This is a genomic window from Methyloceanibacter sp. (genome assembly GCF_050726195.1).
GTDB lineage: Bacteria > Pseudomonadota > Alphaproteobacteria > Rhizobiales > Methyloligellaceae > Methyloceanibacter.
Map to the genome: position 1 here is coordinate 49504 of NZ_JBOHJC010000020.1, position 15410 is coordinate 64913.

The following is a 15410-nucleotide window of genomic DNA, read 5'->3' on the forward strand; positions in this document are numbered from 1 at the left end:
CCGCCTGCCAGTAATCTTCAGACGGGCCGGGAAAAAATACGCTGCACCGCAACCGTATCATCCCGCTGCCTTCAGGCGGTAGCCATGGCCCCGCACCGTTTCGATCAGGGGCTCTCGGCCGGGGGTGTCGATCTTGCGCCGGAGCCGGGCGATATAGACGTCGACGACGTTGGTCAAAGGGTCCTCGCTATAGCCCCAGACCTGGTTGAGGATCCTCGTGCGCGAGAAAACGCGGCCGGGGGCGCTCATCAGAAGCTCGAGAATGGCAAGCTCTTTGGCGGTGAGCTTGATGGTCTCGCCGCCGCGCGTCACCTCGAGCAGCTCGCGGTCGAGCGACAGGTCGGCGACTTTGAGCACATTGGAACTCGGGGCGAAATGGTGGGAGCGGCGCACCAGTGCCTCGATACGCACCAGCAACTCGTCGAAATCGAACGGCTTGGTGAGATAGTCGTCGGCGCCGATCTTGATGCCCTTGATCTTGTCCTCCAACGCGTCCATGGCGGTGAGCATGAGGATCGGCGTGTGATGCCCCTCCTGGCGCAGGCGTTGGCACACGTCGTAGCCGTGCATGTCGGGGAGCATGAGATCGAGGACGATGACGTCGAACTCGCCCGTCTTGGCGAGATCGACCCCCTCGGCACCACTGGATGCGACGGTCACCCCATGATTCTCCGCACGAAGCCCGCGGTCGATGAAGTCGGCGACGCGCGGTTCGTCCTCGACCAAAAGCACGTTCACGCTACATCTCCCTGTGTTCCGGCCGGTAGCGCGACCGTGACTGTGGTTCCTTCGCCAACGCGGCTCTCCATTTTTATCTTTCCCTTATGCGCTTCGACGATCGCCTTGGCGAGCGGTAGCCCAAGCCCAAGACCTTCCTCATTCATGTTCGAGGCGTTGCCGCCGCGGCGGAACCGCTCGAAGACGCCGTCGAGTTCTTCCGGAGCAATGCCAACGCCGCGATCGGAGACCCGAACCGTAACATCGCCATCGGATCTCCCCACCTCGACCTTGATCGCGCTCTTGGATCTGGAGTACCGGACGGCGTTATCAAGCAGAACGAGAAACAGCTGCCTGAGCCGTGCGGGATCGCCTTGCACCATCTCATGGCTCGACCCGTTGGCCAGCGCGATGTCGATGGCCTTATCGTGGGCGATGACCTTGGCATCCCCGCACACCTTCTCCACCAGCGCGCTCAAGTCGATGGTTTGCAGGTTGAGGCGCGCGGCGCCGGCCCCTTGGCGGGCGATGAACAGAAGGTCGTTGACCAGCACGGAAAGGTGCTTCGCCTGCTCGACGATGCGGTCGATGGAGTGCTTGTATTCGGCGATCCGCTTGTTCTTGCCGCGCAACGCAATCTCACCCTCGCCGCGGATGATGGTGAGAGGCGTGCGAAGCTCGTGGCTGATATCGGCGAAGAAACCGCGCCGCGTCTCATCGATTTTGCGCAAGGATTCGTTGGCGCGGCGGAGTTCCTCCGTACGCTCCTCAACGATCGTCTCAAGGTTCGCATGGGCGTCTTGCAAAGCCTGTTGGTGGGCCTGGAGATCAGTGGCCATGCTGTTGAAGCTCCGCCCGAGCTCGGCAAACTCGTCGCGGCCGGAGACGGCAATGCGGTGGGAAAGGTGGCCTTCGGCGAGCGTCCGCGTGCCGCGTAGGAGCTCGGCGAGGGGAGTGCGCAAGCCGCGAACCAGTAGGACGACAATCGCCAAGGTCGCCAGAATGGCCAGGCCTGCGTGAATCTGGCTGATGCGTTCGAGCCGGCTCAACAGACGCGCCGCGTCGGCGTCGATCCTCAGCACCTCGGCGGTTTCGTCGGCGACGGCCACCTCGATCAACTCGTTGAGCTTCTGGTCGATCCCGCCTTTCAGCAACTGGATCAGGTTCTGCCAGGCGATGTCGGGGCGGCCGCGGCTCCGCAGCTTCTCAACTTCGGCCAGCTGATCGAGCGTGTGCTGGTACTCGCGGCGGATCGCCGCGAGACGGTCGATCTCCGCCGACTCGGCACGGTGCTCGTCGCCTTCGACGATGGCGAGTTCTTCTTTCGAGAGGTCCTCAAGCGCCGACAGGTCCGACTCGATGACCTTGTTCAGATAGGCCGCGCCCAAGGGGCGGTCGGTCATCCCGGTCAGAAGCGTGTCGGTCCAGGCTTTGAAGAGCTGCTGGCTGTGGCGGGATAGTTGCAGCTGCCGCTCGAGTTGCTCGTGGGCAACGCGCGAGCGCGTCAGATAGCGATGCGACTCGGCAACGCCCCAGTAAGCGAGGCCGGCCGCCGACAGCGACATGGCGAGCAGCAGTCCGGCGGCGATCAAGAGCTTGGTGCGATAGCGCATCAGACGTCTGTAAGCTCCTTATCGCCGCGTTCGCAGCGTGGAGCCGATGTTCCTCCCTTGCTTGCTGGTGGGTTAGGATGCCGTTGGTTTCACCGGAAGCGGGCCATACCTATACTGTATTTTGGGGCCCGCCACGCGGCTTCCAAGGCGCTTGCTTCCCCGACCGGCGGTCCAACTATAGGTCCACGGACGGCGTTTGCGCCCTGGCATGTGAATTGCCAAATTTTCCTTATTATTTTGCTTGTCTTAAGCAGTGCGTTGGCTCCTTCGCCTCAGCGGGAGCACGCACCGAGTCGCCCCCGACCCTGACTGAGACCGCTCTTTTTGTCTTGACGATCCCAGCCCGCAGCCGCCATTGACCGTGACATCATGCTGATCAAGGTCATTGGGTCCGCGGCGGGCGGCGGCCTGCCGCAATGGAATTGCAACGGCAGAAACTCGGCTGACGCGCGCAAAGGGGTGGCGACCGTCAAGCCGCGCACGCAGGCCTCCGTCGCGGTCAGCGCCGACGGGCGGCAGTGGGTTCTCTTGAACGCGGCCCCCGATCTCCGGCAGCAGATCAACGACACCCCGGAATTGCAGCCGGACCCTGCCGGGTCACCGCGCAACAGCCCCATCAAGGCGGTGGTTCTGACCAATGGCGATGTGGATGCGGTCGCCGGGCTGCTATGTCTGCGCGAGAGCCAGCCCTTCACGATCTATGGCAGCACGCGCGTGCTCGACGTGCTCGCGGGGAACAGCATATTCGACGTACTCAATCCGGATCTCGTCAGGCGGGAGCCCATGGTGCTGGGCAAGCCGTTCGCGGTGGAGGGGCCCGAGGGTCGCGTGGGGCTGACCGTCGAGGCGTTCGCCGTTCCCGGCAAGATTCCGCTTTATCTCGAGGACGAGGTGGCGGGCACCGGCGGGAGTTTCGGCACCCAGGAAGGCGACACGGTCGGCCTAAAGGTGACCGAGGAGTCGAGCGGACAGCGCTTCTTCTTTATTCCCGGCTGCTCCAAGGTCGACGATGCGCTCCGTGCCCGTCTCAAAGGTGCGCCACTTCTGTTCTTCGACGGCACGCTCTACACCAACGACGAGATGATCGCGCAAGGGCTGATGAACAAGACGGGCGACCGCATCGGCCACATGAACATGTCGGGGCCGGAGGGGACGATCGCCCAGCTCGAGCCGCTCGGCATCGTTCGCAAGATCTTTATCCACATCAACAATTCCAATCCGGTGCTGCGCGACGACTCACCCGAGCGGGCGGCGGTCGAGGCCGCGGGGTGGGAGGTTGCCTACGATGGGATGGTTGTGAAGCTCTAGCTCTGGTTGGCGCGCCCAGTGCGCGCTTCGCCGAAGGCGACGACGTTGCCGGGTTGTTGCGGCCGTACTGCAGGGGCGGGCTTGTCCCCGGCGACCGAAGCGGTCGACCAATAGGCCTCGATACGTTCCGCAAACGGTCGCGCCTTCTCGATGAACAGCCTCTCACCTTTGATCCGCGCTTCCTTGCGCAGCACCTTGTGACGCCTGTGGCAGCGCTTGATAAAGGCCGCCGTCTCGTCGGGTGTGCCGAAGGTCATGGTCGGCATAGAGACGAGGTGGAGCAGCACGGCGATGTCATGGTCGTCGCCAAGCAGCTGCGACAGCGAACGCGCGGCCTCGACGCGCGCCGACAGTTCGGACGGCCAGCACGGCGTCAGGAGCTGCATCTGCCGCCAATGATGCTGCACCCCTTTCCGCCATTCGTGGATGTCGTCGGCTTCGTCGGCGTCGAGCGAGGCTTTGAAGCTTTTGCGCGCGGCGCGGTAGCAGCGCTCCAGACCCCTGGCGAGAGGGCTGAAGTCGTCGGGATAGACGGCGAGCCCGGCGAAGGCCGGACGTAGCTCGAGCAGTCTGCGCATCGCTTCCGACGCGGTGCTGTTTTCGAGGTTCTGCTCGGCAGCTTGGCGGCGTTTGCGCAGCCAACCGCGGATAGATTGGATCGGGCCTTGACCGGGCCCAGGCTCGGTATGGCGTTCGAGCTTGTCGAGGGCGTCGATCAGCGCCTGCGCGTCACGCGCCGCGGCGAGGCCTTTGGCGATTGAAGCAATACGGTCTGTGAGGTTTCTCAAGATGGGCTCCGGCATCCCGGGCCGCGCCAGCATGAGCAGAGAGCGAAGCCTTTTCAAGCACTTGCGCGCGCTATGCACGCCAGTATGACGGTCGGGCGGGGTCGACAGGGAGCCGTGGGCGATCTCAAGCTCGGCGAAGGCCACGCATCGCAAGGCCTCGCTCATCGGCAATGCCGGATCGAGCCGGTAACTCATCACTGTCCCCGCTTATGCCTCCCAGTGCCCAAGAGGAATGATTCCTCGTCACCGCATGCGCGGTCAACCACAAAGTCAACAATCACGCTTGTGGATAGTCTGTTGACAAGCTGCGCCATGGATTTGTGACGGCAATCCAGTTTCGTGCCCTGAGTTCAGGGTCTTGGCTTGTCACAATGTCCGTGATGACGGCGACAGTATCGGCGCCGGCCGCGAGCACGATCGGCGCCCGGTCGAGGGTGATGCCGCCGATGGCGACGAGCGGACAGCTGAGTTGTGCACGCCACTCGGCAAGACGGGGAAGGCCTTGCGGCGCCCAGGGCATCTTCTTCAAGGCGGTCGCGTAGATCGGGCCGAGCGCCACATAGTCCGGAGCGGCGGCAAGCGCCGCCTCCAGTTCCCCTTCACTATGCGTACTGATGCCGATCTTGATACCGGCTGCCCGGATCGCGGCGAGATCGGCGCCCGCCAAATCCGCCTGTCCGAGATGCACGAAGCCGGCGCCGGCGTCGATCGCCTCTCGCCAGTAATCGTTGATCACGAGTTGGCAGGCATGATCGGCGCACAGCCTGATCGCCTTCTCGATCTCGGCGCGGACGGTGTCGAGGGGCTTCTCCTTGATGCGCAGCTGCACGAATTTCACGCCCTGCGGCAAGAGACGCGCGAGCCAATCGGTGTCGGGAACGATGGGATAGAACGGGTCGAGATGCATCGCGCTCGTACCCCAGGAAGAAGCTGCGGTCAGGAGGCGTGATCGATCTTGAAGAACGGCGTGCCGGCCACCGGGGTGGAGGGGGATGCCATATCGCGCGGCTCGACGAGGCCAGCCTCGAAGGCGAAGCGGCCCGCCTCGATGGCTTTGGCGAAGGCTTGCGCCATCTTCACCGGATCGCCGGCCTTGGCCACCGCCGTGTTCAGCAGGACGGCGTCATAGCCCATTTCCATGACCTCCGCCGCGTGTGACGGCGCGCCGATGCCAGCATCGATGATCAGCGGCGTGTCGGGGAAATAAGCGCGCAGCGTCTCGAGCGCGGGCTTGTTGACGATGCCCTGTGCCGAACCGATCGGCGCCGCCCACGGCATGAGCACGGAACAGCCCGCGGCAACGAGGCGCTCCGCCGCGCTCAGGTCTTCGGTGGTGTAGGGCAGCACCTCGAATCCGTCGGCACATAATACGGTCGCCGCCTCGACCAGGCCGAACAGCTCCGGCTGAAGCGTGTCGTCGTTGGCGATGACTTCAAGCTTGACCCAGTTCGTGCCGAACAGTTCGCGGGCCATCTGTGCGGTAGCGATCGCCTCCTTCGCCGTGCGGCAGCCGGCGGTATTGGGCAGGACGCGGCGGCCGAGTTGCTCGATGAGGGCCCAGAAGCCTTGGCCCGTGCGAGCGCGCGCCGACTCCCGCCTGAGCGAGACGGTGACGATCTCGGCGCCGGAGGCCTCGACCGCCTGGCGCAAGACGTCGGGCGATGAATAGTGCGCCGTGCCGAGCAGCAATCGCGAGGCGAAGTGTGTGCCGTAGAGTTCGAGCATTAGCCGCCCTGCCTCGGCGCCACGACCTCGATCTCGTCGGCTTCGGATAGTTGCGTAATCCGGCGCATCGCCGCGGCCACGAAGCTGCCGTTCACCGCCGTGGCGACCTTCGCCTCGGCGAAGCCAAGCTTGGCGCAAAGCTCATCGAGATTGCTTGCGTCGGTGGCGAAACGCTCACCGTTGAGCAGGATCAGCAACGAAGACCTCCGAATCGATGGCGCCGAGCTCGAGATAGTCGGCGACCAGCTCGGCCAGGACCGGGGCGAGCAGAAAGCCGTGCCGGTAGAGGCCGTTGACGTAGATATAGCCCTTCGTGACGATAATCCTAGGCCGATTGTCGGGGAAAGCGGGCCGCACGCCGGCGCCGAGGGCGATGATCTCCGCCTCGCCGAACGCCGGGTCCAGCACATAGGCGGCGCTCAGCAATTCGAGCGCAGAGCGCAGGGTAACGGGGCCTCCGTCCTCGCGCTCGACGGCTGTGGCACCGATCATGAACAGGCCGTTGCCCCACGGCACGAGATAAAGCGGGAAGCGGGGGTGGAGCAGCCGTACCGGCCGTTCAATGGCGATCTCGGCTGCGCGCACGACGATGCGCTCGCCGCGGACGCCGCGCAGGGTCGGCAGACTGTCCTTGGCGGCGAGCCCGCGGCAATCGATGACGAGGTCAGCTCCCTGAGGGATTTCGCCTGAGCCTAGCCGCACGTCGACACCCGCCTTCTCTACCTCCTGCAAGAGGAAGGCGAGAGCGGCGCCCGGATTCAAGTGGGCTTCGCCGGGATAATAGAGTGCAGTACCAAAGCGCGGGCCGAGGTCCGGCTCGAGCGAGGCAAACGCGCTCGCGTCCAGGCGCTCCGCGCCTTGGGTGAGACGCGCGAAGCGGTCGAGCAAGACGCGGTCGCGTGGCGGCGCGACCACGAGGCTGCCCTTGGCGACGAGGCTGGGATAGGCGCCCTTCCACAGCGCAATGCCGCGCTCGCCGAGCACGCGGATCACGGGTTCGGCGCTCTCCTCCTCGCAGCGCGGCGCGAGCATAGCGCCGGCATAGGGGCTGCACGCTTCGGCGAAGGCTTCCGCCGATCGCTCATGCAGTGCGACCTTGTGGCCGCGGCGGGCCAGCACCAGCGCCTGCCACAGGCCGGCAATGCCGGCGCCGCGAATGGCGATGGAGAGAGGTCTACTCATGAGGCATGGGTGCCTTGAGAGCGAAGCTTCTGTCTAGCCTCGGAATCAGTCACCGAGAGCCACGCTGTCGCGGCGCGGATCGGCGCCGCCTTCGAGCCCGTCAGGGGTCACGGCGATGATGTGCTGTCCGCTCGCCATGGGCATGCGGCGCACCTTGTGACCCTTGGCCTCGAGGCTTGCGGCGAGCGCGTCCCATGCCGCGCCCGGCTCGATGAGAACGGTCTTCTCGGTGCTGCCGAAATTGACCAGGGCTGCCGCTTCCGCCGCATCCATCTGCCAATCGATCAGCGCGAACAAGGCCTTGAGGTTGAAGAAGATGATGGCCGGGCCGCCGGGCGAGCCCAGCACGTAGTCGAGATTACCGTCGTCGCCGAACACCATGGTCGGGTTCATGGTGCTGCGCGGGCGCTTGCCGGGCTCGACGCGATTGGCGATTGCGTGCCCGTCCGAATCGCCGGGCAGGAAGGAGAAATCGGTGAGCTGGTTGTTGAGCAGGAAGCCGCGCACCATGGTGCGCGCGCCAAACGCATACTCGATGCTTGTAGTCAGCGAGAAGGCGTCGCCGTCGGCGTCGACCACAGAGACCTGGCTCGTGCCGCCTCTCTCGTTCGTCGCGTCGATGCCGAAGGCACCGCGCTCGACTTCAGGCGGCGTGCCGGCGGTCACTTCGCTCTGCGCCTTGTTCGGATCGATCAGCGCGCGCCGCTCGGCGAGATAGTCCGGATCGAGCAGCCCGCTCACGGGAACGGCGACGAAATCGGGGTCAGCGACATAGCGGGCGCGGTCGGCATAGGCGAGGCGTTCGGCCTCGGCGATCAGGTGCGCGGCGCGCGGGTCGAATGGTGCTGTGCCGAGGTCGAACGGCTCGACGATCCCAACCACTTGGCCGACGGCGATGGCGCCCGACGACGGCGGTCCTGCACCACACACTTTCCGGCTACGATAGGGGGCGCATACCGCCTCCCGCTTCTTGGCGCGGTAGTTGGCGAGATCGTCGATGGTAAGCCTGCCGGCGTGGCGCGGGTCGCTCTGCACCGCGCGCGCGATGTCACGGGCGATGTCGCCATTGTAGAAGACGTCATGCCCTTTAAGGGCGATCATCTCGAAGGTCTCGGCCAACTCTTCGTTCGTGAGCTTATCGCCGGCTGGGCGCGGCCGTCCCTCCGGGTCAAAGAAATAGGCGCGGGCGTCCGGGGTGAAATGCTCAGGGCCCATGTCGGCGAGCATCTTTGACAGGCGCGCCGACACCGGGAAGCCCTCGCGGGCGAGCGCGATGGCAGGCTGGAACAGCTCGGCCCAGGGCAGCTTGCCGTATTCGTCATGCACGAGCTTGAGCGCGGCAAGCACGCCGGGCACTCCGACGGACAGTCCGCCGGCGATCGCCTCGTCGCGCGGTAGCGGCGCGCCGCTTTCGTCGAGAAACAGCTCGGGCGCCGCCGCCGCCGGTGCGGTCTCGCGGCCGTCATAGCTCGATAGCGTCCCGGCGGCCGCGTCCCAGTAGAGCATGAAAGCGCCGCCGCCGAGTCCCGAGGATTGCGGCTCGACGAGGTTGAGCACCATCTGCGCGGCGATGCCGGCGTCGATGGCGCTGCCCCCTTGGCGCAACATGGCGAGCCCCGCTTCCGCGGCGAGCGGGTGGGCGGCGACGACCATGTGTTTCTTCGCCGTGACGAGAGGCTTCGGCGTGAAGCCGCTCGCGCCTTCCGGCATTTCCAGGGCCTGAACATGCGGTGCCCACTCGCTAGCGGTGGAGGTCAGAGCAGCGGCAAACAGGTAGAAGACGAGATGGCGCAAAAGCTTCCTCATGCCATCACCATAGTTAAGTTTGCGCACCATCAACGACATCCCGCCTACCAATACAAGAGTGGCACAACGTATGGTAGTTGGAGTACCATCCTCTCGCGTACTCGAACCAAGGGAGGTCATATCGTGCGCAACTGTCTTCTTGTTACGGCGTTCCTGTTGGCTTTCGGCGACCCTGCCTTTGGGTCAAAGATTGTTGGGAACGGCATTTGGATTGCTGCGAAGGATCCCAACACCGATAAGTGTTACGTCGCGCACCTCGATGCAAATCGCAAAATCGTGGGCGCGACGGTTATGGAGGAGACAACAGACGGCGGGTTGATTATTGCGGAGGGCTATGACACCAAAGCTGCAGCCGAAGCCGATCTAGCCAAGCTCCAAGAGTGCATCTTTTAGTTCATGGCGAATGTGACGCTGGATTGTTTCGGTATCTGGCTCACTAGTGGAAATCGCGGGATTTGGGGATGATGCGCTCGTTGCGCGGGTGGCGGCGCGGGTGCCAGCGAGGATGGCGGCGAGTCCCCCGCTCGCGTGAGTCCTCACCGCCAGGATGCTTGACGTGGTCGGCGTTGGCGAGTGCCACGCTCAAAGCCTCGCCGTCCTCGGTGAGGAGGGAGAGCCAGTCGCTGCGGTCTTCGAGCCGCTCGGCCACCACGTGGATGATGTCCTCGTGACGCTGCACCTTGCCATGCACCACGACGAGGCGCGCGCCCATCACGACCTTCCGCTCCCGCTCTAGCACCTTGGGCCAGATCACGGCATTGGCGATCCCGGTCTCGTCCTCGATGGTCATGAACACCACGCCGGCGGCGGAGCCCGGGCGCTGGCGCACCAGCACGACGCCGCCGACATTCACGCGCGCGCCGTCGCGCGCCGATTTGAGCGCGGCGCTAGAGATGATCCGCGCGGCGGTCGCGCGGGCGCGCAGAAAGCTCATGGGATGGGCTTTGAGAGACAGGCGCAAAGTGCGGTAGTCGTTCACCACGTGCTCGGAGAGCGGCATGGTGGGAAGCGTCACTTCCGGCTCGACGCCAACCTCGGCCGCGTCGGCATGATCGAACAGCGGCAGGGGAATTTCCTTGGGCAGCGCGCGCACCTCCCACAAGGCTTGGCGGCGGTCGAGCCCGAGGGAGCGGAACGCGTCGGCCGCGGCGAGCTTCTCGAGACTCGCGCGCGCGACGCCGCTCCGCCGCCACAGGTCGCGGATGTCGTGGAATAGAGCCAAATCATCGCGCGCTGCGACGAGCTTCTGCGCGTCGTCCTCGCGCAAGCCGTCGATTTGGCGAAGGCCGAGACGTAAGGCGAAGTGTAACTCCCTCCCCCTGAAAGGGGGAGGGCCGGGGTGGGGGTCAAATCCCACAGGTTCTGTCTTGGGACCTCCACCCGGTTCACCCGGCTCGCCGGGTGAACCACCCTCCCCCTTGCAGGGGGAGGGATCAATGGGCTCCAAGGTGCAGTCCCAGAGGCTCGCGTTGACGTCGGGCGCGCGCCCCTCGACGCCGTGCTCGCGGGCGCACCGCACGATCTGCGCCGGGGCGTAGAAACCCATCGGTTGCGAGTTCAAGAGCGCGGCCGCGAACACCGCCGGGTAGTGGCATTTGAGCCAGGCCGAGACATAGACGAGGTGGGCGAAGCTCGCGGCGTGGCTCTCGGGGAAGCCATACTCGCCGAAGCCCTTGATCTGGTTAAAGCAACGCTCGGCGAAATCGGGTGGATAGCCGCGCGAAATCATGCGCCCGATCATCTTTTCGCGCAGACGATCGATGGTGCCGCGGCGGCGGAAGGTCGCCATGGCACGGCGGAGCTCGTTCGCCTCGGGGCCGGAGAATTTCGCCGCCACCATGGCGAGCCGCATGGCCTGCTCCTGGAACAGCGGCACGCCCATGGTCTTGCCGAGCACTTGGTGCAGCTCGTCGGCCGGCCCATGGTCGGGATGAGGTGAGGGAAACTCCACGGCCTCCTCCCCGCAGCGCCGGCGCAAATAGGGGTGGACCATGTCGCCCTGGATGGGCCCGGGGCGGACGATGGCGACCTCGATGACGAGATCGTAGAAGCAGCGGGGTTTCAGCCTGGGCAGCATGTTCATCTGCGCTCGGCTCTCGACCTGGAACACACCGATGGAGTCGGCGCGACACAGCATGTCGTAGACGAGAGGATCGTCGCACGGCACGGTGCCGAGGCTGACGTCCTTGCCGTAATGCGCTTTGAGCAGCGCGAAGGCCTTGCGGATGCAGGTGAGCATGCCGAGGCCGAGCACATCCACTTTCAGCAGTCCGAGCGCATCGAGGTCGTCCTTGTCCCATTCGATGACGGTGCGGTCCTCCATGGCGGCATTGCCGATTGGCACGACCTCGGAGAGCGGCCCGCGCGTCAGCACGAAGCCGCCGACGTGCTGGGAGAGATGGCGGGGGAAGCCGATCAACTCGTGGCTGAGCTCGAGGCAGCGCGCGAGCAGGGGGTCTGATGGATCGAGCCCCGCCTCGCGCACATATTTTTCCGGCAGAGACGAATTGCTCAAGCCCCAGATGGTGGTGGCGAGCGCGGCGACGGTGTCCTCGGAGAGGCCGAGCGCCTTGCCCACCTCGCGCACCGCCGAGCGGCCACGATAGGAGATGACGGTGGCGGCGAGCCCGGCGCGGTCGCGGCCGTAGCGGGCGTAGATATATTGAATCACCTCCTCGCGGCGCTCGTGCTCGAAATCGACGTCGATGTCCGGCGGCTCCTTGCGTTCCGGCGAGACGAAGCGCTCGAACAGGAGATCGATCTCGGTGGGGTCGACATTGGTGATGGCGAGGCAGTAGCAGACGGCGGAGTTGGCGGCGGAGCCGCGGCCCTGGCAGAGAATGCCGAGGCCCCGCGCGTGATGCACAATGTCGTGGACGGTGAGGAAATACGGCGCGTAGTTCAACTCGGCGATGAGCGCGAGCTCCTTCTCCAGCGTCGCGCGCACATGGGCCGGGATGCCGTCCGGGAAGCGCCATTTGGCGCCGTCCCAGGTGAGATCCTCAAGATGCGATTGCGGCGTCTTGCCCTCGGGCACCGGCTCGTCCGGGTATTCATAGCGCAGCTCGTCGAGGGAGAAGTTGCAGGCTTCTGCAATCTCGATGGTGCGCTCAAGCGCCTCCTCGTGGCCTTTGAACAGGCGCGCCATTTCGTACGACGATTTCAGGTGCCGCTCGGCATTGGCTTCGAGCCGAAGCCCCGCTTCGTGGATCGTGCATTTCTCGCGGATGCAGGTGAGCACATCATGCAGCGGCTTGCGGTGGGGCGCGTGATAGAGCACCGCGCCGGTGGCGACGAGGGGGATTTGTGCGCGCGCCGCAAGGTCTGCCAGAGCTTTGATGCGGGCGCGATCGTCGCCGCGATAGATGTGGCGCGCCGCGAGGTAGAGCGGCGTGCCTGGTGGCAGTGCCTCTTTGATGCGACGGAGATCAGATTCAAAATCGCTAGTCCCGGCCCCCTCACCCGGCGCGAGCCTCGCATCCGCGAGCCTCGCGCCACCCTCTCCCGCGAGGGGAGAGGGGTTGGTATTTGCGGCTTCGCCACGGAGTTTCTCGGCTGTTCTGTTTGATGCTGCACAAGAGAGTTTGCTGTGAGGCTGCCGCGAGTCCCATCCCGGGTGAGGGCGTTTTGACCAAAAATTGTCAGTCGACAAGACGATGAGGATGAGGCCGTCGGCATGGGCGGCAACGTCGGTGAGCGTGAGGATGCAGTCCCCCTTCTCGGCGCGACGCTGGCCCAAGGTGAGGAGACGGCAGAGCCGGCCGTATGCCGCGCGGTCCGTTGGGTAAACGAGCAGACTCGGCGCGTCTTGCAGGACGAGGCGGACGCCGACGATGAACTTGATGCCGAGTTCACGCGCCGCGAGATGGGCACGCACCACGCCGGCAAGCGTGTTGGTGTCGGCGACGGCGATGGCGTCATGGCCGAGAGCCTTGGCCGTGGCCACCAGCTCTTCCGGGTGCGAGCCGCCGGTGAGGAAGGTGAAGTTCGTGGTGACGTCGAGCTCGGCGTAGCGGGTCATGCGAACACCCCGTGTAGGAACCAGCATGGGGGCTCTCCATCGCTGTCCTGGTAGAGGCCTTCGCGGAACACCCAGTAGCGGCAGCCGTCCTCGTCCTCGAGGCGGTAATAGTCGCGGGGTCTTAGTGGGTGCTTGCCACTTGCTCCCCCACAAGGGGGGAGCGGGGAGTATGTGGATCCTGTGAGCACACGCCACCATTCGGGGGCGATGCGCTCGGGTCCTTCGGCCTTGACCACGCGGCGGCGCAAGCGACGCCAAGTGAAACGCGCCGGCGGGCCTTCGGGGATCTCGGCGATAACCTGCAAAGGCTCGGGCCGCGCAAGAAGCAAGAGTGGCCGCGGCGGCTTCGTGGCCGCATCGTCCGTCCAGGCGGGGAGGCCGGCAAAGGCGTCGCGTGAGACGTGCGCCAGCTCAGGAATGTGGCTCGCGCGCGGGAAGAGGCGGCGCACGGCGCTGGTGCCTAAGCGATTGACGAGCGAATCGATCAGAACCTCTGGCGTCGCTTTCTCCGCCGTGCCGGTGAGGCTCGTCTGTTCGGATCGGAGCGGTTCGGTGGCGAGTGCGGCCAGCGCCATGAGGTCGACGCCAAAGCCCATGTCGATGGTCTCGACCTTGTCCTTCAGGAGGCGCACGAGATGCGTGGGCGTTCGCGACGGCGCGCTCAAGCCGGCCTCGATCGCGGCGGCGGAGCTGTCGCTGCGCGCCGCCCACAGGATCATGCGCCGCGCGCCCTCTCCTGCGCGCGCCAAGGTCCGGCAGAGTTCGCCGGCAAGATGTTCGAGGCCGGCGATGACACCATCATGAGTGATGAGCGGTTCGGCAAAGGAAAGCCGTGCCGCGAAGTCGGGGGCCGGCAGCAAAGGCGCGCGCTTCTCGTTGCGGCGGCCGAGCGCCTGATCGAGCCGGAGCAGAACGGCTTCCGCCGCTTCTCGCGAATGGAAGCGCCGCTCGAGACTCGCGCGCGGCAGGTCATAGAGCTGGCCGATGCGCTTCAGCCCAAGACGCCGCAACAGGAGCACGACGTCGGGGTCGAGGCGCAAAGCCTCGACGGGGAGGGGGGCGAGCGCGCTTGCAATCTTGTCGTCAGGCACGATGCGCGACGAGGCTTTCGCGAAGCGAGCGAGCGCGTGTGCCCCGCTCAAGGTTTCGGCGAGGCCAAGCCGCGTGGTTAGCCCCAGGCGCGCGAGCCGCGCGGCAAGATCCTCGAGGAGCGCTTGTTCGCCGCCGAAGAGATGGGCGACGCCGGTGATGTCGAGCCACAGCCCATCCTCGCCATCGACATTGAGGGACGGGCTATAGCGCGACGACCAGCGGGCGAGCGCAAGCAGCGCCTCGGCATCCTTGTCGGGCGCGGCAGGCGCGGTCGAGAGGTGTGGGCAGATGGCGCGGGCGTCGGCGAGGCTCAGGCCGGGCAGGAGCCCGTCGGAGGCGCATCGCGCATTGACGGCGGTGAGCAGGAGCCCGCGTGCTTCGCTGCCGACAAGGGCGAAGGGACGGTCATCCGATATTGATGCGCCGCCCTGCGCCGCTCTTTCCCGCTTCAACCGCTCGATCGCAAGATGCGGCAGCCACACGGAGACGATCCGACTCATGACTGAACTCACTGAACTCCACGCGAAAGCTCTGCCCCGGTGCGGCGCCGCGGCAGCGCTCCAGAGTGAGGCGCCAGCAGGCGGCGCCGAGCGCGCTCCTATCGAATGGCGCCGGCGCGCTTGGCGCAGCGGCGATGCGCCAGTGGGTCAAGGTGCCGGGAAGGCCCGCACCCCTATGCCCGGAGAGGAGCAGGCAAGGGGTGCGGGAGGCTTGCGCGGCAAGGCCGAGGCGACGTGCGGCGAGGGGTGTCCTGATACGGGTTCCGGCGAGGGCGGCGAGGAGCGCGCCGCTTTTCAGTCCCTCCTCGAGGGCCCATGCGGCGTCATCTTCCGTCCGTGCCTCGACGATGAGCAAGCGAGAGGGGTCTAGCCCGGCGCTTGCCAGGCCAGGGCCGTAGGGGCGCCCCAAGTCCCGCGCCGTTGCCTGAGTCAGGCACCACAGCACGAGGCCGCGACATTTTGCCTGGCCCGTAAGCTCAGCGATGACCGACAGGGCGAAACCGAGGGCCGCAGGGGTGTCGCGATAGGCTTCCGGCTTGAGCTCGTGGAGCCCGCCCTGGTGGAGGTGGTGGAGGGGAAACTCCCTCCCCCTGAAAGGGGGAGGGTCGGGGAGGGGGTCAGCCTTCCGCAAAGCTGCAATGGGACCCCCACCCGGGGG

General features: G+C 65.7%; 13 protein-coding genes. 2 read left to right on the forward strand and 11 right to left on the reverse strand.

The features are described from left to right. Window positions 1-57 precede the first annotated feature (57 nt). On the reverse strand, window positions 58-738 hold the full coding sequence (locus ACRECX_RS13430; protein WP_431559347.1) for a response regulator transcription factor: 681 nt from the start codon (window positions 736-738) through the stop codon (window positions 58-60). Continuing rightward, entirely contained in the window at window positions 735-2330 is a 1596-nt protein-coding gene (locus tag ACRECX_RS13435; protein ID WP_431559348.1) for a sensor histidine kinase, read from the reverse strand. The genes ACRECX_RS13430 and ACRECX_RS13435 overlap by 4 nt, the downstream gene beginning before the upstream one ends. A gap of 369 nt (window positions 2331-2699) precedes the next feature. Here ACRECX_RS13435 and pqqB point away from each other — a divergent pair, with 369 nt between their 5' ends. Further along, window positions 2700-3638 carry a pyrroloquinoline quinone biosynthesis protein PqqB gene (gene pqqB, locus ACRECX_RS13440; RefSeq protein ID WP_431559349.1) on the forward strand — a complete coding sequence of 313 codons (939 nt, stop codon included), beginning with the start codon at window positions 2700-2702 and terminating at the stop codon, window positions 3636-3638. On the opposite strand, the gene ACRECX_RS13445 is transcribed toward pqqB, so the two are convergent. The 6 genes from ACRECX_RS13445 to ggt all read right to left on the reverse strand — a co-directional run bounded on the left by ACRECX_RS13445 (window position 3635) and on the right by ggt (window position 9139). Continuing rightward, complete coding sequence (locus tag ACRECX_RS13445; protein WP_431559350.1) at window positions 3635-4621, reverse strand: CHAD domain-containing protein; 987 nt, start codon at window positions 4619-4621, stop codon at window positions 3635-3637. The genes pqqB and ACRECX_RS13445 overlap by 4 nt on opposite strands. 82 nt (window positions 4622-4703) lie before the next feature. Then, entirely contained in the window at window positions 4704-5333 is a 630-nt protein-coding gene (locus tag ACRECX_RS13450; RefSeq protein ID WP_431559351.1) for a thiamine phosphate synthase, read from the reverse strand. 29 nt (window positions 5334-5362) lie between these two features. Continuing rightward, window positions 5363-6151: a thiazole synthase gene (locus ACRECX_RS13455; protein WP_431559352.1), complete on the reverse strand. Its 789-nt coding sequence runs from the start codon at window positions 6149-6151 to the stop codon at window positions 5363-5365. Beyond that, window positions 6151-6348 carry a sulfur carrier protein ThiS gene (gene thiS / locus ACRECX_RS13460; RefSeq protein WP_431559353.1) on the reverse strand — a complete coding sequence of 66 codons (198 nt, stop codon included), beginning with the start codon at window positions 6346-6348 and terminating at the stop codon, window positions 6151-6153. The genes ACRECX_RS13455 and thiS overlap by 1 nt, the downstream gene beginning before the upstream one ends. After that, window positions 6326-7333, reverse strand: coding sequence for an FAD-dependent oxidoreductase (locus tag ACRECX_RS13465; protein WP_431559354.1), 1008 nt, complete (start codon window positions 7331-7333; stop codon window positions 6326-6328). The genes thiS and ACRECX_RS13465 overlap by 23 nt, the downstream gene beginning before the upstream one ends. A 45-nt stretch (window positions 7334-7378) precedes the next feature. Further along, window positions 7379-9139 carry a gamma-glutamyltransferase gene (ggt, locus tag ACRECX_RS13470; protein WP_431559355.1) on the reverse strand — a complete coding sequence of 587 codons (1761 nt, stop codon included), beginning with the start codon at window positions 9137-9139 and terminating at the stop codon, window positions 7379-7381. On the opposite strand from ggt, the gene ACRECX_RS13475 reads away from it, so the two are divergent. Next, window positions 9119-9532, forward strand: coding sequence for a hypothetical protein (locus ACRECX_RS13475; protein ID WP_431559356.1), 414 nt, complete (start codon window positions 9119-9121; stop codon window positions 9530-9532). The genes ggt and ACRECX_RS13475 overlap by 21 nt on opposite strands. Window positions 9533-9575: 43 nt before the next feature. On the opposite strand, the gene ACRECX_RS13480 is transcribed toward ACRECX_RS13475, so the two are convergent. The 3 genes from ACRECX_RS13480 to ACRECX_RS13490 form a co-directional block, all read right to left on the reverse strand. Then, a complete protein-coding gene (locus tag ACRECX_RS13480; RefSeq protein ID WP_431559357.1) occupies window positions 9576-13160 on the reverse strand; it encodes an error-prone DNA polymerase in 3585 nt (1194 codons plus the stop codon). After that, window positions 13157-14752, reverse strand: coding sequence for a Y-family DNA polymerase (locus tag ACRECX_RS13485; RefSeq protein WP_431559358.1), 1596 nt, complete (start codon window positions 14750-14752; stop codon window positions 13157-13159). Before ACRECX_RS13485 ends, ACRECX_RS13480 begins: the two co-directional genes overlap by 4 nt. Further along, the coding region (locus ACRECX_RS13490) for an ImuA family protein (protein WP_431559359.1) at window positions 14658-15410 on the reverse strand (753 nt) is incomplete at its 5' end. The genes ACRECX_RS13490 and ACRECX_RS13485, both read right to left, overlap by 95 nt.